This window comes from Limosilactobacillus pulli (assembly GCF_947381555.1).
GTDB classification, from domain to species: Bacteria; Bacillota; Bacilli; order Lactobacillales; family Lactobacillaceae; genus Limosilactobacillus; species Limosilactobacillus pulli.
This window is the reverse complement of record NZ_CANCWQ010000026.1, coordinates 1-22,926: the sequence shown is the minus strand read 5'-3', so window position 1 is coordinate 22,926 and position 22,926 is coordinate 1. Positions and strand designations below refer to the sequence as shown.

The 22,926-nt window shown below is 45.0% G+C and carries 21 protein-coding genes and 1 other annotated feature; of the genes, 5 read left to right on the top strand and 16 right to left on the bottom strand.

What is annotated here, in order from left to right; all coding sequences use genetic code 11:
• Window positions 1–119: 119 nt before the first annotated feature.
• From tnpB (QOS03_RS07430) to QOS03_RS07415, 4 genes are read right to left on the bottom strand one after another with little or no spacing between them, the layout of a single operon-like run.
• A complete protein-coding gene (gene tnpB / locus QOS03_RS07430) occupies window positions 120–239 on the bottom strand; it encodes an IS66 family insertion sequence element accessory protein TnpB (protein WP_283575943.1) in 120 nt (39 codons plus the stop codon).
• Window positions 229–402, bottom strand: coding sequence for a hypothetical protein (locus tag QOS03_RS07425; protein ID WP_283575942.1), 174 nt, complete (start codon window positions 400–402; stop codon window positions 229–231). The genes tnpB (QOS03_RS07430) and QOS03_RS07425 overlap by 11 nt, the downstream gene beginning before the upstream one ends.
• Before the next feature lie 55 nt (window positions 403–457).
• Complete coding sequence (locus QOS03_RS07420; RefSeq protein WP_283575941.1) at window positions 458–1,009, bottom strand: BspA family leucine-rich repeat surface protein; 552 nt, start codon at window positions 1,007–1,009, stop codon at window positions 458–460.
• 15 nt (window positions 1,010–1,024) lie between these two features.
• Entirely contained in the window at window positions 1,025–1,615 is a 591-nt protein-coding gene (locus tag QOS03_RS07415) for a KxYKxGKxW signal peptide domain-containing protein (protein WP_283575940.1), read from the bottom strand.
• 511 nt (window positions 1,616–2,126) lie between these two features.
• Here QOS03_RS07415 and QOS03_RS07410 point away from each other — a divergent pair.
• The 3 genes from QOS03_RS07410 (at window position 2,127) to QOS03_RS07400 (ending at window position 4,604) form a co-directional block, all read left to right on the top strand.
• Window positions 2,127–3,245, top strand: a complete 1,119-nt coding sequence (locus QOS03_RS07410; protein WP_283575939.1) for an ATP-binding protein — start codon at window positions 2,127–2,129, stop codon at window positions 3,243–3,245.
• Window positions 3,246–3,258: 13 nt separating this feature from the next.
• A complete protein-coding gene (locus tag QOS03_RS07405; RefSeq protein ID WP_283575938.1) occupies window positions 3,259–3,549 on the top strand; it encodes a hypothetical protein in 291 nt (96 codons plus the stop codon).
• Between the two features lie 230 nt (window positions 3,550–3,779).
• Window positions 3,780–4,604 carry a putative hydro-lyase gene (locus QOS03_RS07400; protein ID WP_283575937.1) on the top strand — a complete coding sequence of 275 codons (825 nt, stop codon included), beginning with the start codon at window positions 3,780–3,782 and terminating at the stop codon, window positions 4,602–4,604.
• A gap of 68 nt (window positions 4,605–4,672) precedes the next feature.
• Here QOS03_RS07400 and QOS03_RS07395 read toward each other — a convergent pair whose 3' ends face one another.
• Both QOS03_RS07395 and QOS03_RS07390 read right to left on the bottom strand, forming a co-directional pair.
• Entirely contained in the window at window positions 4,673–7,633 is a 2,961-nt protein-coding gene (locus tag QOS03_RS07395; RefSeq protein WP_283575936.1) for a DEAD/DEAH box helicase, read from the bottom strand.
• Window positions 7,634–7,635: 2 nt separating this feature from the next.
• A complete protein-coding gene (locus QOS03_RS07390; RefSeq protein ID WP_283575935.1) occupies window positions 7,636–8,052 on the bottom strand; it encodes a (deoxy)nucleoside triphosphate pyrophosphohydrolase in 417 nt (138 codons plus the stop codon).
• A gap of 507 nt (window positions 8,053–8,559) precedes the next feature.
• Between QOS03_RS07390 and nhaC the strand changes: the two genes are divergently transcribed.
• Entirely contained in the window at window positions 8,560–9,954 is a 1,395-nt protein-coding gene (gene nhaC / locus QOS03_RS07385; protein WP_283575934.1) for a Na+/H+ antiporter NhaC, read from the top strand.
• 311 nt (window positions 9,955–10,265) lie between these two features.
• Here nhaC and tnpB (QOS03_RS09690) read toward each other — a convergent pair whose 3' ends face one another.
• The 10 genes from tnpB (QOS03_RS09690) to QOS03_RS07340 form a co-directional block, all read right to left on the bottom strand.
• Entirely contained in the window at window positions 10,266–10,457 is a 192-nt protein-coding gene (gene tnpB / locus QOS03_RS09690; RefSeq protein ID WP_408612084.1) for an IS66 family insertion sequence element accessory protein TnpB, read from the bottom strand.
• A 25-nt stretch (window positions 10,458–10,482) separates the two neighbouring features.
• Entirely contained in the window at window positions 10,483–10,656 is a 174-nt protein-coding gene (locus tag QOS03_RS07380) for a hypothetical protein (RefSeq protein WP_283575933.1), read from the bottom strand.
• A gap of 383 nt (window positions 10,657–11,039) precedes the next feature.
• Complete coding sequence (gene asnA / locus QOS03_RS07375; RefSeq protein ID WP_283575932.1) at window positions 11,040–12,050, bottom strand: aspartate--ammonia ligase; 1,011 nt, start codon at window positions 12,048–12,050, stop codon at window positions 11,040–11,042.
• A gap of 64 nt (window positions 12,051–12,114) precedes the next feature.
• Window positions 12,115–12,366, bottom strand: a binding site (T-box leader).
• A 105-nt stretch (window positions 12,367–12,471) separates the two neighbouring features.
• On the bottom strand, window positions 12,472–12,684 hold the full coding sequence (locus QOS03_RS07370) for a hypothetical protein (RefSeq protein ID WP_283575931.1): 213 nt from the start codon (window positions 12,682–12,684) through the stop codon (window positions 12,472–12,474).
• Window positions 12,685–12,708: 24 nt separating this feature from the next.
• On the bottom strand, window positions 12,709–15,087 hold the full coding sequence (secA2, locus tag QOS03_RS07365) for an accessory Sec system translocase SecA2 (protein WP_283575930.1): 2,379 nt from the start codon (window positions 15,085–15,087) through the stop codon (window positions 12,709–12,711).
• Window positions 15,084–15,965, bottom strand: a complete 882-nt coding sequence (gene asp3 / locus QOS03_RS07360) for an accessory Sec system protein Asp3 (protein WP_283575929.1) — start codon at window positions 15,963–15,965, stop codon at window positions 15,084–15,086. The genes secA2 and asp3 overlap by 4 nt, the downstream gene beginning before the upstream one ends.
• A 4-nt stretch (window positions 15,966–15,969) precedes the next feature.
• Window positions 15,970–17,457 carry an accessory Sec system protein Asp2 gene (asp2, locus tag QOS03_RS07355; RefSeq protein WP_283575928.1) on the bottom strand — a complete coding sequence of 496 codons (1,488 nt, stop codon included), beginning with the start codon at window positions 17,455–17,457 and terminating at the stop codon, window positions 15,970–15,972.
• Window positions 17,438–19,012, bottom strand: coding sequence for an accessory Sec system protein Asp1 (gene asp1 / locus QOS03_RS07350; protein WP_283575927.1), 1,575 nt, complete (start codon window positions 19,010–19,012; stop codon window positions 17,438–17,440). Before asp1 ends, asp2 begins: the two co-directional genes overlap by 20 nt.
• The gene (locus tag QOS03_RS07345) at window positions 19,009–20,232 is read right to left on the bottom strand and encodes a hypothetical protein (RefSeq protein ID WP_283575926.1); all 1,224 of its coding nucleotides are present in this window, start codon (window positions 20,230–20,232) and stop codon (window positions 19,009–19,011) included. The genes asp1 and QOS03_RS07345 overlap by 4 nt, the downstream gene beginning before the upstream one ends.
• Window positions 20,233–20,259: 27 nt before the next feature.
• Window positions 20,260–20,958, bottom strand: coding sequence for a hypothetical protein (locus QOS03_RS07340; protein WP_283575925.1), 699 nt, complete (start codon window positions 20,956–20,958; stop codon window positions 20,260–20,262).
• Between QOS03_RS07340 and QOS03_RS07335 the strand changes: the two genes are divergently transcribed.
• A partial coding sequence (locus QOS03_RS07335; protein WP_283575924.1) for a hypothetical protein occupies window positions 20,951–22,926 on the top strand: 1,976 nt, incomplete at its 3' end. The two genes, QOS03_RS07340 and QOS03_RS07335, sit on opposite strands and share 8 nt — an antisense overlap.

Here is a 22,926-nt window from a genome sequence, read left to right as displayed (position 1 = left end):
TAGCCAATTTTAAATGCCCTCCAAATATAAGATGAATTTTCTATTTCATCTGTATACTTAGAGGGCATTATAGCCAACACTTTTATTATTTCAAGTGTCACCCTTAAGGGGATTATAGCCTATAATTCCGAGTCATAATTCTCTGCGATCACCATGGCTAAACCGTCAATGCCCTTCCGCAGATCGGTCTTGCCACAAACTATGTAGACGTGCTGAGGAGCACTCCAGTTAACCAGCATAAGCGTCTACTGCTTTAATGATCTCACTAACCAAAACGGGATCTGCTTCTTGGTAGACATTAATTTTTACTTGGTGCAGTGAAACGATAGCTGCCAAGCGTGAGCGCTTAGCAACCGGCTTCTTTGTTCGCGGTATATCAACTTCGACAAAATCTTGCTTCATAAAAAAGTCCTCCTTCTTGAATATGTCTTCAAGTATAGGAGAACTTGGAATTTAATTATATGCGGTTGGTTATAGTGTGCTTACTACTCAGCTTAGAGGTTCCACTAAACATATAGGACATATCCGTTACCTTAGCGGTGTTCCAATTGCTCAGGCCGGTAATCCGTACCAGCTGGTTATCGCCATAAAACATACGCGACATATTGGTAACACCAGCAACATCAAGGCCACCAAGAACCAGCGATTTTATCTTGCTGTTATATTGATTCATGTAATTATCGTCATAGCCACTGAAAGCTGCTGTCCAGTTGCCAGTAGCATAGAGCTTGCCATTACCATCACCTGAAATGATCAACTCGGTCAAATCCCGGTTCTGTTTTAGCAAATTATGAATAACGCTAGCAGCAATCGTAAGCTTTTGATTAGCTTTAGTCTTACCAGCTTGATAAAAATCGTAATTGTTAGGAATCGTGATCGTGGTCAGATTCGTGCTTTTACCTATATAGGTCACGTTGCCCTTGGCATCAACGTTCCAGTCCTTGGTCAAAGCTTGATAATCCGTCGTCTGAACTGCCAATTCGGTTGATTCTGCAGTTGCATTAACCATGGCCACCCTGGCGATTCAATTAGCTGTTGCCAACTTAGCACTGACTACACTTGATTTTTCAGCAGCTGAAATTGACGTGCTTTCAGAAACTGCATTGGTAGATTCAACAGCTGAACTGGCGGCGGTTTGACTATCTGCAGCTGTTGAAGACGCGGCATCATTTTGATCGTTGCCAGCACTGGCTGCTGCTGAACTGCTTGATTGCGTCACTGAGTCAGTTTTGGAGTCATCCGTACTTGATGATGCTGCTTGACTGTTTGATGAAACTGTCGAACTTGAAGCAACAGTCGCAACTGCGTTTGAATTGTCTGCATTATCAGTAGTTGCTGTAGCGGCTGAGGGGCCGTTGGCTTGCGATACTGTACTGCTGATTGTAATCAAGCGATTGGTCGAACTGGTGGTATCCGCCTTAACGACATGCCCACTTAGACTCATCCCGATAGCTACTGCTCCAGCTGAAACGGTAACTCGCTTTAAAACGGCACGATTTAAAAAATAGCGGAAAATTTGGCATGATGTCAGCCAATTCTTGCCAGCTTTGTACATCTTAACGCGACAGCTGCGATCCGTTTCAGTCTCCTTTCCAAACCGTTTCAATCTGTTCATAATTCATCCCCCTAACATTTAACCGGTGAAACCGTTATGTTATGCAAGGGTGTTTTTTAACCAATATGTATCCCCAAATCGTCTCACCGTATATTTATCCTACTAAAGTAATAAATTATATCTCATACGGCAGACGATCAGTGACCAAAAAACTGATATTTGACAAATCAAAAAAAGAGTAAAAAAATGCCAAAATCAGCTTGCAACCGATTTTTGGCATTTGTCTTCGAATCTCCTCAAGGATGACTAGGTTGGTCAAATACTGATTTATCGGCGTTTGAACCATCAGCCAGCGCTGAGGTTATCTATCCGTAGTTAAGAGATTGAGTTAATTTCCAGCCACTTTATTCGTAAAAAAGCAAAAACTGTCCCGTTAATCCACAATTTAATTACTGCATAAAATTGCAAGAAGGTTTTGCTTTTGTACCATAATCAGCAATCTTTTACTAATAATCATGATAAGATAGAAACATTAAAGATTGATTAAGCGAAAGGAAAGTGACGGCACAAAATGAACAAGCTGACTGAAAGACATCTGTTGATCGTTGGCCAGACCGGCAGTGGTAAGACGACGTCAACGCTAACGATTCTGGATCAGTTGCAAACTAACGCCCAGGCCAATATTGTCTTGGATCCAACCGGCGAGTACGCGCAACTGCCCAACGCCATCGTCTATCGGCTGGGTGAAAACGCCTATCTGGAACCAGGTGAGTTTTCTGCCAGTCAGTTGATTGACGCTCTGGGATTAAAATTTGATTCTCAGCTCAAAATGGCAGCAGTTTTTGCAGTCAATGATCTGAAAATTCAAAACAATCTGCTCAATCAACCAGGCTGCTACGTGCGCATCAGTCAGCCAATCAATACGCACCAACATGAAGCTGAACAGCTGGGGCGCTGGGCTAAATCGTATGACGTGCAATTGCTTCCTGACCAATTGATTGAAGAATTCGTGATTCCATATGCTGATCAGCGAGCTGACTATCACTTAATGGGGCAGCAATATGATCACAAGCTGATTGCCGCAGAATGGTCCAGTATCATTCAGTTGCGCGAATCGCTCGCCAGTCTGCCAGTACGCAAGCTGTTTGGCAGCATTTCTCAACCTGGCCAGGTTAAGACCGAGCTTAACTTCGTATTACAGATGTTTTTAGATCAACGCAGTGCTCATAAGACCTTGGTAATTGATCTTTCTGCACTCAAGACGCTTGCCATTGGACAACGTGCCGTAATCTCACTATTGATGAAGCGAATATTGGAACGCCGTTTGACTCATGCGGCTGATTTTCCGGTCAACATCGTCATTGACGAAGCACATCGTTATCTGCCAGCCGGTGAATTCTCCTTGGCTGAAAACGGCATCTTTCAAGTTCTGCGTGAAGGTCGCAAAGCAGGCCTCAATGTTGTCTTGACTACGCAATCGCCATTGGATCTGCCAGCCAAGCTGCGCTCTCAGTTTCCTAATCTATTGGTTCATCATCTCGCCAGTCCAGAAGAAATCAGTAGCCTTAACTTAGACCAGCAACTGGTATCGACAGTTAGCGGACTGGGAATTGGTCAAGCCATTGTCTGTTTATTAAACCAGTCGCCACGCGTAATTGACGTACCGTTACCTAGCTGGCAAAGCAATTAGGAGGAAACTGTAAATGTGCCTGTTCATCATATTGATGGTTATGTTTTTGATTGCCGCGGGAATCGTCATGGCAATGGCCACCACATTTATATGGGCCATTGTCTTTACCGTAGTCTGCGGACTTTTGGTCTACAGCATGCTGGCCTGGCTGTTTCGCTGGTATCGTAGCGCGGCCATGGTTGATCATCCTTCCAGTCGCTCGGCCTTACTATACACGATCGTTATCATTTTGATCGGTATCGTTAAATGGTATGACCATCGCACTGACCACCGCTTTGATTCTGCTCAGCCACAAATCATTTAAATCACAAAATCATCAAAGCATATCTAGACCAAATGAGGGTTGCCAGCATAGGCAGCCCTCATTTTTTTAATCAGCCCAAATTTTAAAAACGTTCTAACTTAAGTCAATAACCGTTTGGACTTAATTTTAAAAGTTTGATTGGCTGCCAACTTTGCAAACGGTTTAACTACGGTTATGATTTAAGGTAAATCCAATTTTCACATTATTTTGTAATCCAAGAGGTGAAATATATGTCTGCTTTTGATATTCAGCCCTATATCCATCAAACCCCAGCTCAGGTCCGCCAATATGTTCGGGACGGCATCATTGACTTTCCCACTGCTGGCACGGCAGCCGGCTACGCGCAAGCCAACCTGGTAATCATGCCTCAGCTTTATGCCCGTGACTTTCGCGAATGGATTCGGCAAAATCCCCAGGCCTGTCCGCTTTTGGAAACCATCAAGCGGACGCCTCTTACCAAAACGATTGCCAGTCATGCCAACATCTGCACTGACATCCCGCGCTACCGAATTTATGAAAATGGTCGTTTTACCAAGGAGATCACTGATGCCAGTCAATTTTGGCAACTGGATATGGTTGGCTTTTTGATCGGCTGCTCATTTTCGTTTGAAGAAGCCTTGACTAATGCCGGCATCGAGATTCGGCACCTGACCGAAAAGCACAACGTCCCTATGTACAAAACCAACATTATGACCAGTCCATTCGGTCGCTTTAAAGGTCCAATGGTTGTTTCAATGCGCCCGATGACCCCCAAAAAAGCCTGGCTTGCCTACCAGATCACAGCTAAGATGCCTAACGTGCACGGCGCACCAATTCAGATTGGCGATCCCAAAGCGATTGGTATTACCGATCTGGCTCATCCTGATTATGGCGACCCCGACACAATCAAACCTGGCGAAGTCCCCGTTTTTTGGCCCTGTGGCGTAACTCCGCAGGCGGTTATTGAGAACGCCAAACTGCCGCTGGTCATTACCCACGCGCCGGGGTATATGTTTGTTACTGACATTAAAAATGACGAACTAAACGACTATCTCGATGCTCACCAACCAGAATAATCAATAAAACGCACCGCCACGCTCGGGATACTGAATGCCCGAAAAATTCGTGGAAGTGCGTTTTTGTTTTAGTCAATCAGCGAATGGTAGCGAGTGTAGGCAACCGGCTGTTCAAGCACCAGATTCATCGAAACAATCGGATTGCCGGTTTGTTCTTCTTGTTTGGCCGAACCAGGCATGTAATGACAATTCCCCAGGTAATAAAAGGTCTTGTCATCATCAGCATCGGATTTTTTGACAAAGAGCCCCATCCGATGTCTACCATCCGTAAACTTATGAATATCAGGACTGTCCAGTCGACGCTTGTTCTTGGAATAATAGTGCATCACGTGATCATTTAAGAAGCGATCCCCGTATTGAATCGAGCGGCTGATCTCTTTTGACTTATGGTAGGTAACAAAAATCGCACCGTCATGATCATTGAAGTAGTAGCCACCGATGTTTTGTGCGGTTGTATTGATTTGATTGTTGATCAAGCGCATCACGTCTTTACGCGTATATTTCTCGCCCAGCGTAAAGCGTTGATCGGCTCGATAGCGTTCAGCCCTCATCAGGCCGGTCTTGATACCATCCTGCCAAAGCTTTTTAAACCACGGATTGTTTTGCAAAGACTGGCTAAGCTCGTCATTTAACCGATAGTACTGCATATCCGGTTCAAAAATTACGATTGGCTGACCACCATAATCGGCTCTGGATGGTGAGGCATTTTTGTTATAAAACGTTAGATCCAGTACACGCCGCATCGAAGCCATCGTTGACTCATCAACTTGACAATTGGCTTCTTTTAGCTGCTGCTTCAGTTTTTCTTCTGTAACCGTGTTTTGAGCCAGTAAATCATCCAGCAGCATCAATTCATGACGCCGCTTACCGTTCAAGAGCTCCGCATCCAAAAAAGTCAGCACGCGATTTTCATAGTCACTGAGCTCAATTGGTACTTTTTCGCCAATCAGGAACTGGGCGTAATTTTTCTTTTTATTAGCCAAAATCTCGGGATCAATTGAATCGGCTGCCATGAAATCAGCCAGCATCGGTACGCGCCCAACTCGGAATTTCATATTTTGATAGACATTCCGCAGCTTTTTCATATCGTTGAGTCTTACCTGACGCAATGACTGATAGATCCGTTCCTTGGCAATCTCGTCAAATGCAATCGTAGAAAGTCCAATCGTTGGCTCGATCTCAACCGTTTCGCGGGCACTGTCCTTGGAATAAGAGGCATCCCCGGTCAAGGCAATCGGAATCATATAACTGTTCTTGTAATTGCCGATAAAGTCCAGGACCTCAACGTAGTCTTTGTTTTTAGCTTTTCTGAGCCCCCGTCCCAGCTGTTGCACATAAACGATGCTGGAATTGGTGCTGCGCAAAAACACCACCTGATTGACGCATGGAATGTCAATCCCCTCATTGAAAAGATCAACCGTGACGATATATTCAATCTGACCAGCCGCCAATTCTTTGACCACCTGCTGACGAACAACCATTGAATCCGAGCCGGAAAGTGCCTTGGCTGGATGCCCCTGCCTGCTTAATTCAGCAGCCAGCTGCTCTGATTCTTTGACCGTAGCACAAAAAATCAAGCCATGCAGCTGTGGCCCCGAATAGCCATAGTACTCAGTCTGTTCCAAAATATAGTGAACCCGTTCTTTACTGGTCAGATGCTCAATGGCTTGCACCTCTTTTTGATGATGAGCAGCGTCATTTTGATAGCTGGTAATCTCTTCATTAACCTGGGCATCGTTAAACTGATAGTCACTGATACCAACATAGTGAAACGGGCACAGCATGTCGGCTTCCAAAGCCTGCTGTAGTCTGATCTCATAAGCCACGTTATAGTCAAACAGCTCAAAAACACTGAAGTCGTCATTCCGTTCTGGCGTGGCCGTCATCCCCAAATAAAATTCAGGCTTAAAATACTGCATGATCTTTTGGTATGATTTGGCCCCGGCATGATGGACCTCATCGACCAAGATATAGTCAAATTCATTTGGCGAAAATTCGTGTAGATGGGCGTCGTCTTGCAAGGTCTGAACGGTGGCAAAAAGGTATTTGGCATCCTTTTCATGCACGTTGCCGGTATATAGGCCAAAATCGTCTTTAGGTCCGCCAATTACTTTTTGAAAACTTTGGGCCGACTTGCGCAAAATCTCTTCTCGATGTGCTAAAAACAGCATGCGTTTCGGCTTGGCATTGCGAACGTCAAATGCCCCCAAATAGGTCTTACCCGTTCCGGTTGCCGAAATTACCAGACTACGATGCTTACCGGCCTTACGCAGACTAGCGATCTGAGCCAGTGCCTCTTTTTGCATCTGATTGGGCTCAATGTTATCACCAATAATTTCAGGCTGACCGTTTTTTACCATCTGGGCTACGGCGTGCGTCGTGCGGTGATTTTTTTGATAAACCAGTTGATACTGGACAATCCACTGATCCGTCAAAGGCTGAGCATGCTGCCATTCGTCTTCGATGTTTTCACTGACTTGATGCGTGATGTCGCCATTGTTGAGTGAATTGATCTGCAGACTCCATTCATAGTTACGCATCAGAGCATTTTCGGTCAGGTTGGCACTGCCAATGATAATGGTTTGATAGCCATGGTGCTGAAAGATATATCCCTTTTGGTGAAAACCGTCAATTTTGGCAATTTTCACCTCCAGATTAGGAATTTTGAGCAGCTCGTCAAATACCTTGGGCTGATTGAAATACAGATAATCAGACGTTAATAGTCGCCCTTGAATACCATGGTTGGCTAGCTGCTTAAAAATCGGTTTGAGGCTGGAGATCATCGCATCAGTTACAAACGCCACGGCAAAGATATAGCTTTGGCAGGTCTGCAGCTCATGGCGCAATTGATTCCAAATCTGGTTACCCGACTGATTGGTCAACAGCTTAGGTCCCAAATCGCCAACCGTGGCAAATTCATCTTGATCAACATAGCCATTTAAAAGCGAGCCATGTAATTCTCTGACCAGTTGATCGCCATCTTTTGACTCCAAGCGCTTTAAGATTTTTCCGTAGTCAACGCCGGTCATGCTTAAAACACCGCCTTTTTTAGATCCGCCTGCGCAATTGCCCGAGCAATCGGCAAATCGGCATCAGCCCAGTTTAACTGCATCAAATTGGCTTGGTCGCACCATTTAACCTGGCTGTGGGCGATCAGATCAAAATGATGCGTATCCAGTTTGGCATAATAAACCGTCAGATGGATCTCGCCAAAATCATATTCTTTAACGGCAGTTGGTACAACTTGACTGCCGACCTCGATTTGATCATTGAATTCTTCTCTTAACTCGCGCTTTAAAGCTGCCTTAGGATCCTCACCCGGCTCGATTTTGCCACCCGGAAATTCCCACAAGGCCCCTAGGATGCGATCATCGCTGCGCTTGCTTGCTAAAATCTGGTACTGCTCATTTAAGATGGCAGCCCCCACTACATTTATTTTTTTGGTCATATTTACTGATTCCTTTTTGCTTAGGATATTTTTATTATAAAGCGCGCTAATTCAATGATCCAGCCACTTTTCAGCTCATTATGCGAAAACGCTTTTATTAAAATGAAATTAAATAATTATCAGAAATCAACTTGCCATTCTTTTTTTTCAGTGATATATTAATGCCAATGAAATTTACGAGTGGTCGTCAAGTAGAACTGCACCTCAGCGCTCAGAAAACCGGTGGATGATGCGAACCGGACAGGGTGACAGCTCCGAAATACCCGACATAATAAGCCCGTACGGATTGGGCCGGTACCGTTAGCAACTGGCAAGAGTGAAAAGCAGCCCATGCACTGGCTCTTTTCAGTTGGGTGGTACCACGTTGAGGCGTCCCGATTAGACATTGTCTAGTCGGAACGCCTTTTTGTCTGCTCGAGGGGGAGAAATTATGAAACGATATTATAGTCATTATCTACAAACCAAATGCTGTTAAATTAATAAATCAATTCATGAGGTATCGATAATATGACTAAAAAAATTGAATTTAAAGAATCTGTTGCTATTTTATTGATTATGCTGATTGTCTTGGGATGCGGCGTGATTGGCTTTGGTCTTTCACCCCAGGTTCCTGTTTTAACCGTCATTGCCTTTTTGGTTTTCTGGCTGGCCATTCGTCGTGTTTCCTGGGATAACATCATGAAGGGCATTACTGAAGGGATCTCAACTGCTATCATCCCCATCTTCATCTTTATTCTGATTGGGACTTTAATTGCCGTTTGGATTCAAGCCGGCATTATTCCTTCATTGATGGTCTTGGGCTTTCATTTGATCAGTGCCCGTTTCTTCGTACCATCGGTCTTCATTGTCTGCTCATTGGTCGGGCTGGCAATCGGTTCTGGTTTTACAACCGTTTCAACCGTTGGGATTGCCTTGTTTGGGATGGGCTCAACCTTAGGCGTCAATCCAGCTTTGACGGCTGGTGCCATTATCTCCGGGGCTGTTTTCGGTGATAAGATGTCGCCACTGTCTGATTCGACCAACCTGGCATCAGCCGTAGCCGAAGATGATCTGTTTGATCACATCAAAAACATGATGTGGTCAACCATCCCTGCCTTCGTAGTTTCCCTAGTCGTCTTTTTCTTCTTGGGTCAAAGCAATAAGGGAACGTCACTTGCCAGCATTGCTTCAGTAAGTTCGACACTGACTAAGCATTTTGCCGTTTCTTGGTGGGCCGCTCTGCCGATTATCTTGATGTTTGTTTGTGCCTGGAAAAAAGTCCCAGCTATTCCAACTCTATTTTTAAACATTGTTTTGTCGACTATTATGATCTTTATCAACAATCCGCACTTGGCCATTGCCAAATTCGCCACACTGATTGAAAGCGGCTTTGTTTCCAAAACCGGCAACAAAGCTGTTGATGCACTGCTGACGCGGGGCGGCATCTCCAGCATGATGGGAACCGTTTCATTAATCATCATGACCTTGGCACTGGGTGGAATCTTGATGCGCATGGGAATCATCGAAAGTGCCATGAAGCCGCTGGTTGCCAGACTAAGCAAACCTGGTCGTTTGATTACTGCGACAATTTGTGCCGGCATTGGTGTCAACCTGTTCGTCGGTGAACAGTACCTTTCAGTAATTCTGCCAGGGAATGCCTTTAAGCCAGCCTTTAAGCGGATCGGCCTCGCGCCATTGGCTTTAAGTCGGACGCTTGAAGACGGTGGGAGCGTCATCAACTACTTGATTCCTTGGGGCGTGGCAGGATCGTTTGTTGCCTCTACGTTAGGCGTACCAGTACTTGAATTCTTACCATTTACCCTGTTTAGTTTAATGTCGCCAGTCTTCTCCATTTTGAGCGGCTTTACTGGCATTGGTCTCAAATGGCAGCCTGGTCACGGACCAAAAACCCAAAAAGCCTAAGCAATATTTTGCAAGTCTGCTGAGCATTTGTTCGGCAGACTTTTTTAATTATGCCTAGCATGAAATCCGTGACTTTAGTCAATGATGGTTGACTAAAGATAAAAAGGCACCAGACTAGCGCCTGATGCCTTTTCGTTATTAGAGGATTCTCTCTATTCCATCTTTTATCATCTAATGGCTGAATCGACTTATTTTAGACGAAACCGTCAATCGTGTGGTTAAGGTCAATCGTAATCACACCATAATGGTACGGGTTGAAAAGTACACGAAAAAATGAGGCATCTCGCCGCTTGGCGAGATGCCCCATTTCATTATCCTATTTCAAAACGTTTATAAAGCAAGATGAATCCTTCACCGTCCCAATAGAGTCCCTTAAATCGATCATTGCGTGTACCGCAGAAGAGAAATAGGGAATCATCAAACAAATCCAGATCATAGTTTTCAGCGACCACTGCCGCTAAGCCATCAATACCTTTGCGCAGATCGGTTTTGCCGCAGACGATAAAAACATGCTTCGGCTGGGTCTAATTAACCAGCATGATCAACGAAGAGTTTAATCAGATTTTCGATCATTGCGGGATCAGCGCCCTGGTAGATGTTAAGCCGCACTTTCTGAATCGAAAGTGAGGCTACCAGCACGCTCCGGTTAGTCCTGCGGTCGTTTGAAGTGGCGCTGACTTCAACGATTTCATTTTGAGTCATCAAAAAGACCTCCTATATGAGTTTCCTCAAGTATAGAAGGTCTGTGCGATGGTTAGAATACGTGTTGTTATGGTGTGCTTACGTTGATACTTTTTAATAAAAAACCGAAACTCAGTAAGGAAATCCCTTTTGAGTTTCGGTTTTATGGTTTCGCCATTTACAGCTCAACAATCATTGACTGGAATTCTCGATCAGGCCGGGCTGCCCTGCTGACTCTGAGAAAGTGATACTGAGGTTAGGAAGTTCGTCCGCAAGCAAACACAGACTCAATCGTTATCCTAGTGTTTGATCATTGGCTGTTGCCCACATCGCCAAACCACTGTTTTTAATTAGGTATTGAACCAGGCATAGCATTTATTATTGCTTGATTCAACGCATCTTGACTACAGCAGTTGAATGCCGGCTTTTTCACACTTTTCACGCATGTCTTTAGGCCAGATGCTTGCCTGAACCTCGCCAACGTGTGCCTTGCCCAAAAGCAGCATACACAGCCGTGATTGACCGATCCCGCCACCGATCGTGTATGGCAGTTCATGGTTCAAAAGCATCTTGTGAAATGGCAGTTCAGCACGGGCTTCTTCGCCGGCTTCTTTCAGCTGGTAGCGCATGGCATCTTCATCAACCCGAATCCCCATGCTGGAGACTTCAAGCTTGCAGTCCAACGGTTCGTACCAGAAGATAATATCGCCGTTCAAAGACCAGTCATCGTAGTCAGGTGCGCGGCCATCATGAGGCTTGCCAGAACGACGCAGCTTGTCACCGATCTTCATAACAAAGACACACCCGAGTTCCTTGGCAATCTTATCTTCTCGTTCCATCGGCGTCAGATCTGGCCAGCGGTCTTCGAGTTCTTGCGTGGTAACGAAGTGAATCTCGTCTGGCAGATGGTGAACTGCTTGTGGGAACTTGTACCAAACCTCATGTTCCATGTGCTTGATAACCTTAAAGATCTTTTTGACCGTTACCTTCAAGGTTTCTTCAGTCCGTTCTTCTTTGGCGATCACCTTTTCCCAGTCCCACTGGTCAACGTAGATGGAGTGGAAGTTGTCCAAGTCTTCATCTTTACGAATGGCGTTCATGTTGGTGTAAAGACCTTCATGCATGCCAAAGCCATACTTCTTTAATGCGTAACGCTTCCACTTAGCAAGTGAGTGAACAACTTCGATCGTTTCACCAGGCAGAGCCTTCATGGTGAATGAAACTGGCTGTTCAACCCCGTTTAAGTTGTCGTTCAAACCAGTTTTCTTTTCGACGAACATTGGCGCACTCATCCGCTGCAGGTTCAATTCACGACCAATTTCATCTTGGAAGGTTTCACGAATGTAGCGAATAGCAGCTTCAGTCTCACGAACTGATAGCTTTGGATCGTAGTGTTCTGGAATAATCAGACTCATAATAAAAAATCTCCTTGAAACTTAGACTTGAGGGCAAAATAAAAAGCCTTTTGTCCCTGTAGTTTCATGGGACGAAAGGCTTTATTCCGCGGTGCCACCCAAGTTGTCCAGAGATATCCAGACCGCTTTGATCAGAGCACAAACATGCTCCATCGACTGTAACGTGTCGAAAACGTCTGAGCCTACTTTGGACGAAACCATTTGGGTCAGCAACGCGGGGAAGTGTTTTTCACTGCATCAGGGTCGGCCGAGTTCCCATTATCCCCGGCTCACTTTACGAATGCACACAGCTACTCGTCTTTCTCATGGTTTTTCAAAACTGTTTGATTGATTTTTATTTTAATCCATTCTCAGCATTTTGCAAGCAATTTTTTAATTTTTTGCGAATTTAATTAAAAATACTATTCTGATCAAGATTGAACTATTTCCAAAACATCATGATGATCATCAGCAAGACCGCAATAATCATCACCAGATTCATTAAAAATCTAGCCATTCCCGAATGATGGTACCCTTTTTCATATGCCTGCGCCCGTTCTTCTTGAATCTTTTCAAGCCGCTTGTTGGCATGCTGTTCAACCACATTGTCCAAAGTATCGTCATTGCTATGATGATCGATTCTGTGCGTTGCCATCCAAAAACACTCCCTAATCATTTATTAAACAAAGTATACGACGACCTCGCCATCCTCATTCAAAGCGACCGTGCTTAACAACAGATTACGAATTGCTTCTTGAGTAACCGCATCAATCATCTGTTTAAAATGATCATATGCCTTCTCATGATAAACTACCATCGGATTGCGCTGCAATAGTGTCCACGGTTGAACCAACGTTTTCAGATAGCCAAGATAGGCCACCTGATCAACCCAGCAGTCATCCATTGCCTTAAGCAGTGCAGAACGATAAAATTGTTCAATCTGTTTGGGATCATCAATTGAATCTTCAATCTGATCTAAAATCTCATTGGTCCGCTGCATCAGATAATCTTTGACTGCGGCTATATCCCGATAGTTCAAATCAGCAGGAATCTGAGCATCATCATAGGTTATCCAGTGATTGACCATTACTTTTAGATGACCATAATCCCAGTTTGACCGAGTGTTTAAAATCACATCAAAACCGTGTTCCATCCAGCTAAGCGCGGTCTTGCGATAATCATCAGCGTTCATGATGGCATCCCGCAATTCATAAAAGACCATCCGCTCCAATCGCATACTGTTCTCATAGCTGTACATTCGCGCGCGCGTTTGTCGCTGGCTGACCATGACCTTATTGCGCAACAGCAACAGTGAGATCAAAATTCGTGGGTTGTGCAGACGATGCGACTTGACCTTGTGATTAAAATGCTTGATATGGCGGCGATAATAGCGACGAATCACCGGACTGCTGTTTTGAGAGATAAAATTATCCTCCAATGAAATGAAAAACCAGCTGTCACCTGGATCGCCTTGCCGACCAGCCCGTCCCTGCAGCTGCTCGGCAACGCGTGGATCAAGCATTTCGGTACCAATTACCGCTAAACCGCCTAATTTGGCCACGCCTCGACCTAGTTTGATATCGGTACCTCGCCCAGCCATGTTGGTAGAAACCGTCACTGCATTTCTTTGCCCAGCATTTTTAATAATAGCAGCCTCATTAGCCTCATTACGGGCATTCAAAACGTTATGGGGAATACCACGATTTAAAAGAATTTCCGAAACGATCTCTGAGTTTTCAACTGAACCAGCAATCAATAAAATTGGTCGGCCCTGATGATGCAGCTTTTCTGCCAGCTTGATAGCTTCAATCAACTTCTCGCTAGTCGTTAGATAAACGCGCGGCTGATGATCCTTACGAATGTTTTTACGGTGCCGTGGAATTTGAACGACTTTCATCTTGTAGACATTGATAAATTCACTTTCGGCAATCTTGGCCGTTCCCGTCATTCCAGCAACGTTGTTAAACAGCCGAAACAGACCTTGATAGGTAATCGAGGCAACGGCCTGCCGATTTTCTGATATCTTGACGCCCTCTTTTTGTTCAACGGCCTGCTGAATCCCAGTATTGCCCTTCATACCACGCATCAAGCGACCATTGGCTTCATCCAACAGAACCACTTCGCCATCATCAACCATGTAGTCATGACCTTTTTGCTGCACAAAATGAGCCTGCAACGCCAGACTGATATGCCGATACAGTTCACGATATTGATTATCAAACAGATCATTAATCCGAAACCATTTTTGTGCTCTTAAAACACCAGTATGCGTCAACCAAGCTGATTTGTGGTTTTTGCTGCGGCGATAGTCGGTTTCTGGTCTTAAACTGCGTACAAACTCGTCAGTCAGCTGATAAAGATTTGACTGCAATTCGGGCTTGCTAGCGACCACCATCGGCGAATTGGCACCATCCAAAAACACGGCATCAACCTCATCGATGATTGCGTAGTTATAAGGTCTCAGATACTGATCTTCGGGTCGTGAAGCCAGATTATTGAACAGATAGTCAAACGCCAGTGTGCTGCCAGTCGTGTACAAAACATCGGCTTGGTACCATTTTCGCTTATCGACGACGGTTGCTTGATTGTCCGTTTCGTCATTAGGGTCAAAACCCAGGCTGCAAGTCAATCCTAGCCATTTATACAGCACGCTCAGTTCTTCTTGATCGCGCTGAGCCAGATAGCGACTGGGCGTCACCAAAATTGCTCCTTTGCCAGTTAAGCCATTTAGATAAAGAGGCAGTGCTGCGGTCAGCGTCTTGCCTTCTCCAGTCTTCATTTCAGCAATCCAGCCATGATGAAGAACAATGGCCCCAATCACCTGCACGTCATAAGGATACATCCCTAAAACGCGTCGGGCCGCCTCACGTGCAGTAGCAAATGCCATTGGCAAGAGGCTGTTTAACGATTTGCCGTCTTTAAGCATCTTTTGCATCCGCGGTGTCTGAGCTTTAAGTTTTTGATCACTCATGGCCCGCATCGTCGGCGCCAAGGCATTAACCTTAGTCAAGATACGCTTAGCTCGTTGCAGTTCTAATGAAAAAGCCGTTGTTCTCACCTCTTTAATTCATCCTTGATCTGATCAAGCGTCTGTTTGATTGGCACCAACTCCAGATGCTTAAAGAAATGCCCCTCACTGCTCGTCATTTCGTAGTTGCTCAAGCGATAGTCGGTCAGCAAGGTATCAGCATCAATCAACCAGCCGCGCCAATAAGGACTTTTTTTAATCAGCTTTCTAACAATCGGGTTCAGCCGGTGCGCCGTACTGATGAAATTAATTCGTCGATTCTTCAGGTTTTCAAAATAAGTCAGCAATTCTTCATCAGTCTGATCAATTTCTTGCCAAGCAACTACCGCCAGCGAAAGATTTGGGACTTCTTGATTCTTATCCATTTCTTCACTAGGAATCATTGCCGTTCGCAAAGAGCGCAACAGCATAATGTTGATTGGCTGATCATCGTCGAACTTTTTGGGTGCGTAATACATCCAATTGCCTGTCTGTTCAGTAAATGCATGCGTCAATTCCAAGCGCCAAAAGGTAATCGATCGACAGCCACCATTGATCAGCTGTACCTCATAGCGGGTTGCCGCGTACGGATAGGTAAAAATGATATTGCTGTCATGCGAGATTTTCTGGTCAACGATCTCACCTTGAATATCATAAAAGATTACTCTAAGCATGACTGAATCAGCTGGTTTGGCAATATACTTGGCTCGGATTCGATACTCTACACCACCCCGTAAAAGCGGCAGCTGGGGTACGAAACGACTGGCCTGATAGTTGACTGCTGAGAACCAAGAAATCATTGCTTTACCAGGTGCCATCCATTCATTTTCAAAATGGATCACTTGATTGTCGTATGAATCGATTTTTGACCCGTAGCGATAGGTCGTGTCGTTTTCCGGCAGCCAATAGACATAGTTGATAATTCTCATGGCATCACCTTCCAAAATCATGTTCCAGGATCTGACGATAACGCGTCAAAAACCACTGCAGCATCCCCGGACTATCGTCATTATGACGGCCAGGCAGACTGTAGCTAACCAAACGATTGGCTTTCGTCATCAAATGACTGCTTAGATCCTCAAATGCATTGGGATCATAATCATCATTTTCCATATAGGCAATACTGAAATTGGTTTTGGCAAGATCTTGTTGATCCATCAAATCCATGAGCATCGCATCAGTAACGGGCCTTCCATCGGCTGCAATTGATCGTTCAATATCAAAGGCCGTCTCAAACTCATCAGGACGGGCCAATCGACTGCGCGTCGCAATCGAATCCAAGTGCACCAAAGGCTTGGCAACGATAACCTCATGTACGCCCATTAAGGCACCAAATTTAAGCGCACCATACGTTCCCATCGAGATTCCCGACAAAATCAGCTGCTGGCGCGTAAAGCCTAGTTTTTTCAGATGCTGATCAATCAGCTTGGGGACGGCTTGATTGAAAAACTCACCCGTGTAAAACTGACCACCTTCCAATCTTGAATCAGTAATCAAGAGGTACGGTGCATTCAATCGTCGCATCATAAAGTAGCCTTCAAAACTCTTCTTAGAATGATAACCGGCAAAATACACGCATAGTGGTGGCTTCAAATCGCCAGGATTAAAATAACAGGCCAGTTCTTCTCTGGTTTGGGGATCAACCAGCCGCTGACCACCATTTAGATAAGTTCCCAAACCATAACGCGTCCATCGATACTCAACATCACCCAGCTTTAATTTGCCATAGCCACGTACAAAGATAACCATCGTAATGTACTGATGGCCACTAAAAATTCTGGTATCAATTGTTTGGGGACGCTGCAGCTGTTCTTCGCTCAAATCAAACACACGCCGTTGGTCACCATAGACTACGGCAAAGTGATACCGTAGCTCAACATCGGCTTCTTTTTCAAACTGTGGCCAGACCTCCAATTGACGACCCGGATCAACATATATGTTTTTGCGTGAGCTGGCCAACGGTTGCCAGTCCGGCGTATGTACCTGTACTTCGACATGTGCGGAATCCTCATAATGAACCACACCCCTATACTTTGGATCAAACATCAGAGCAGCTGGCGTTAAGCCGATTCCCTGTTGACCAACAAAATAATAGTTCTCAATTTGATTAATGAACTCTTGAATCGGCGTGGTCAGTCGACGAGCAGCCATTTTTTGTAAAAAGGCTTTTAAATCCGGATCATCAGTCTGTAAGTTTTCGGTGTAGACAACATTGTACGGGTCAGTACGCTCTCTTAGCAGCTCCCAGTTTTCTTTTGGCATCAGAATCGGTTCTGAAATGATTACCAGCTGAAGGCGTGTCTTGGGATCTTTTAAAAGCCCTAAATCATTAAACTGCCAATTTAAAGCGGTCGGAACCTGATAACTATTTCGCCAATCAAATTTTCCAAGCTGTAAGATATTAAGCTTCAAATCGTACACACCTCTTCCATAACAGCTGCCAGTTATGCATAATCCGGGTTCCCGAATAATGGTTGATCTGCTGAACGGCATCGACTAATGCGCGGTTCCAGTTTTCCATGTTGCCTAGATAAAAATCCAATGCCATGTCCAGATCAGAAACATTGACTAAAACCAGGCCATTCTCATGATCACGCACCAGATCGGTTTTAACCAAATTGATCTGAGGCAGACCAACACTGATTGAAGCCATTTGGACATACGAATCTGGATTATTGCCCAAATCAACAACCACTCGTGCATGATCAAGGAGCTGCAAAAGGTCAGTCGGCTGCGCAATTCTTTTGGTGTAAATCGGCAATGGCCGCCAATGACCTTCTTTTTCCATACGTGGGTCGGTATCCTCATCGACCAGATCAGGATTTTGTTCCAGTTGCTCTTCTTTGGGATCAATCAACAGTCGCGGATGATCCTGAGTGATCTCTTGAGCAATATGTCGCGCCTGACTCAACAGCTGTTCATTGTAGGCAGCAATCTGCAGACGCTCATTATTTTTATTTTGATCAATCAGCTCCATGATCTTGACTAATCCTTTTCTTAAGATCGGCATTTCAGTTTGATCACTGACAAACAGCAGAATCGTCTGGGTTGTACGCTCATCGCTATGACCAAGACTAAACTGCGAGGCAAACGTTGGCAAAAGAGTAGTTTCAATCTCCTCACCCATGATTTCATGCACATGGCGATCTGCCATCTCAGAATCTGTAACAATCGTTAAATCATCACGACCCAACATCGGCTTCCAAAATCGATCATTAGGATGCCACTGACTGACTTGTATAATCGTCTTAAATCCATTGAATTGTCTGAGATCAATAATTTGGCGATCATCAGCCGTCAAGATGATTTGATCGCTGTCTTGATCAAGCCTTTTTTTAATCAGCTTAGCAATTGCCTCGTTGATTAATTCATGACGACTCTCATAGTCTGCCTGATCAAAATCGGCCTGAAATTCAGAATTGATATGACAGCGACCGGTCTTGGCATCCTCAATCATTCGCCACTCACCATGCAGATTAAAAAAGATTGTTTTTTGCAGAATTCCTTGCCGATCATAGGTTTTGATACTGGAAACAAAGCCGCGCGTATCCATCACGATGTCTTCTTGATGATAGCCATCTTGCCACCGCTCAATTCGCAGGATCTGACCCAGATTGTTAAATAAGAGCCGTGCAATGTGTTCGTCATTTTGAAAGGCATCAACACTGAACGGTCCATACTCAAAATAGGTTCCCCTCGGCCAGTTGAAATCCTGAATGTCCACGATTCGTCCATTTTCCTGCAAAGACGTATCCTGGATCCAGTCAAAAGCCGATAGCGTATCAGTAGATGCAATCCTTTCACCATTCAGCTGCGTTAATAATTGTGGCTTGTAGTCACCGATGATGACGCCATACGTCTCATCAGCATGATTCATGATCCGCATGTTGCCCACCGCATCATCAAAGGTCATATTTTGCTGACTATAGGCCCAGTCGCTGACCTCACGATGCCAAGCCGGAACAAAATACCTCATACGCTTTTCAGAATCCTTTCTTTAAGCTTGTTGTAGCGTTTCGGAATCGACAATTCATTAAGCAGCTCAACCAAAGATTCCATAAACAGTACCATCATTACAATCGAGATTGGCAATGCATACAGTGGCTGCCAGATTTTCTTGGCCAAGAGACTACCCGCAATCTGCAATCCAACCAGCAGTGCCAAAACCAGGGCACTAAAAAAGTTGAACAATACCAATCGGCGCCGAATAAAACGTCGCGTTGGCCTACCGATCTCCACGCCCAGCAGATAGTTGCCACTGTGACGCATCCCCTTTGCCAATTGTCGTGGACTAAACATGACAAAAGCAAAAAAGTAGTCGATCAAAAATGTCATGACCATCGCAAAGCCGATCTGAAATCTAGGCTCTGACCAAAACGTTGGCATTTTAAACAAAGAAGCGATCAATGAGGGAATTATCAAAAACGACATTCCCAACATAAAAGTCATCATTGTTCCCAAGTTAAAGCCAATTGGAAAAACAGCTGCTTCAATTTGGCTTGGTAAAGATATTTGAATCTGCTCGGTTTCATAGTGAGCAGCATGGAAAATGATTGTCAGCCAGGCAATCAGCAGACTACCTATAACCAGTCCAACCATCAGCCAGCCGCCATTTTGCATGCTTAAAATCTCTCGGCACGGCAATACCAGCCGATTCATGTTTGAATGCAGCATATTGCCGACAATCAGTACCACCATGCCACCAATACCGTAAATCGTAGTGACATTGCCCAGCCATTGTACAAACATTGAACCAGCCGTCAGTACCATGATGATCATCAAAATCTTTAGTTGATGGTCATTACCAGCCGCAAGTTTGAATCCACTGGCAATAATGGTTGATTCAATCAAGGCAAAGATCAACGCCAAAAAGTTTTGTAGATACATTAATTGGCGCTGGGAGATTTCTTCGACGATTGACCATTTCATCATCACCAATAGTTGAATCACCATCATCGCTGCCATATAGGGACTAAAGCCCAGTGAAAACAGTGATAGATCTGGTAGATTGGCCCCGGTTAAAATACTGAGCATACTCATGTGGTAATGACAAATCATAGTCTGATACTCCGTTGTCATCTTCACCAATGGAACCGGAATCTGATTCCCTAGTGAATAAACAACGATTGCCATGATCGTAAAGAATGCTTTTTTTAGGAATGCTCTTGTCGAAACGTTTAATTTTTTTCTTTGCAAGTCTCTTCTCCGTTCTTTCTGTCCCAATTATTGACGCTTACCAAAGCCAAGCAACGTCTTTAGGGTATTTAAGAATCCAGATTGCTGCGTTTGACTCGCTGCTGCACTGACAGAAAGTGAAGTCGTTGAATTAGAGAGCTGTTGAGCCTGAGTCTCACTTACCGAATCCGCAATTGCCAGTGTGTCGGCAGAAGTCTGCTGTGCAGTGCTGGTATTAGAACTGCTGCTTGCGTCTAGATTGCTCTTAGAAGCTGAAAGCAGACTATTGAGCGAAGTCGAGTTGCTGATGGCATTTGATGAACTATTGGAACGAGAGGCAAACATGCTTTCATACAGGGTTTGACTTTCCGTTGCTGAAACCTCTAAACTCAGTGAATTTGAGGCACTCAACGATTCCATGCCGCTCTTGGAAGCCGAAAGCAGGCTATTGAGCGAAGTCGAATTGCTGATGGCATTTGACGAGCTATTGGAGCGTGAAGCAAACATACTCTCATAAATTGCCTGACTCTTCGATGCTGATTGTGCCATGCTCAGCGAAACCACTGTTGACGTACTCTGTGAAGCCTGAGCCATACTGTTGACAACCGAATTGGTACTGTTGCTGTTGGTATTATTGGTCAATACCGCAAGCAGACGCGTCATAATTCGATTCCGTGCAGTTGTTGCAATCGTCGTATTGACGTTCGCGACGCTGGTCGAAGCACTAGTGGAATTTGAAATGCTCAATGAAGTGGCTGCCGTTGAAGCTGAGATGCTTAACGAAGTGCTTGCAGTCGAAGCCGAGACGCTATCTGAATTGGAAGCACTGATTGAGACTGCATTGGCTGAAGTCGATGTTGACGTACTGATTGACGTACTTGTCGAATCCACAACGCTCGTCGAAGCGGCTGCGGAAGTACTCATTGATGCAGATTCTTCGCTTGCCGAAGTGGAAATGCTCGTCGATGCTGCTTCAGATGCACTGGTCGAGTTTACCTCTGACGTTGACGTACTAAGTGATGCGGAGTTTTCTTCACTTACTAACTTGCTGCCAGCTTCGGATGCAGATGTACTGTTGGCAATTGACTCACTTGTCGATGCCGAGTTGCTCATGGAGGCTGACTCTTCACTCGCTGAAGTAGAAGTACTCGTTGATACTGCTTCAGATGCACTGGTCGAGTTAGCTTCTGACGTCGACGTGCTGAATGATGCGGAATTTTCTTCACTCAATGACTCGCTGTCAGCTTCGGATGCTGACGTGCTGTTGGCAATTGATTCACTTGTCAAAGCAGAGTTACTCATGGAGGTTGACTCTTCACTCGTCGAAGCAGAGTTGCTCATTGAAACTGACTCTTCACTTGCTGAAGTTGAAGCACTCGTTGATGCTGCTTCAGATGCACTGGTTGAGTTTACCTTTGACGTTGAAGTGCTGAATGAAGTTGAGTTGCTCATGGAGACCAATTCTTCACTCGCTGAAGTTGAAGTACTCGTTGATACTGCTTCAGATGCACTAGCTGAGTTTACCTCTGACGTTGAAGTACTGAGTGATGCCGAGTTTTCTTCACTTGCTGACTTGCTGCCAGATTCGGATGCAGACGTACTGTTGGCAATTGATTCACTTGTCGAAGCCGAGTTGCTCATTGAAACTGACTCTTCACTTACCGAAGTAGAAGTACTCGTTGATACTGCTTCAGATGCACTAGCTGAGTTTACCTCTGACGTTGACGTACTAAGTGATGCCGAGTTTTCTTCACTCAACGACTCGCTGTCAGCTTCGGATGCTGACGTGCTGTTGGCAATTGATTCACTTGTCAAAGCAGAGTTGCTCATTGAAACTGACTCTTCACTCGCTGAAGTAGAAGTACTCGTTGATGCTTTCTCAGATGCACTGATCGAGTTAGCTTCGGATGCTGACGTACTGTTGGCAATTGACTCACTTGTCGATGCCGAGTTACTCATGGAGGCTGACTCTTCACTCGTCGAAGCAGAGTTGCTCATGGAGACCGATTCTTCACTCGCTGAAGTAGAAGTACTCGTTGATGCTGCTTTCTTAGATGCACTAGTCGAGTTAGCTTCTGACGTCGACGTGCTGAATGATGCGGAATTTTCTTCACTCAACGACTCGCTGTCAGCTTCGGATGCTGACGTGCTGTTGGCAATTGATTCACTTGTCAAAGCAGAGTTACTCATGGAGGCTGACTCTTCACTCGTCGAAGCAGAGTTGCTCATTGAAACTGACTCTTCACTCGCTGAAGTTGAAGTACTCGTTGATGCTGCTTCAGATGCACTGATCGAGTTAGCTTCGGATGCTGACGTACTGTTGGCAATTGACTCACTTCTCGATGCCGAGTTACTCATGGAGGCTGACTCTTCACTCGTCGAAGCAGAGTTGCTCATTGAGACCGATTCTTCACTCGCCGAAGTAGAAGTACTCGTTGATGCTGCTTTCTTAGATGCACTAGTCGAGTTAGCTTCTGACGTCGACGTGCTGAATGATGCGGAATTTTCTTCACTCAACGACTCGCTGTCAGCTTCGGATGCTGACGTGCTGTTGGCAATTGATTCACTTGTCAAAGCAGAGTTACTCATTGAGACCGATTCTTCACTCGCTGAAGTAGAAGTACTCGTTGATGCTTTCTCAGATGCACTGATCGAGTTAGCTTCGGATGCTGACGTACTGTTGGCAATTGACTCACTTCTCGATGCCGAGTTACT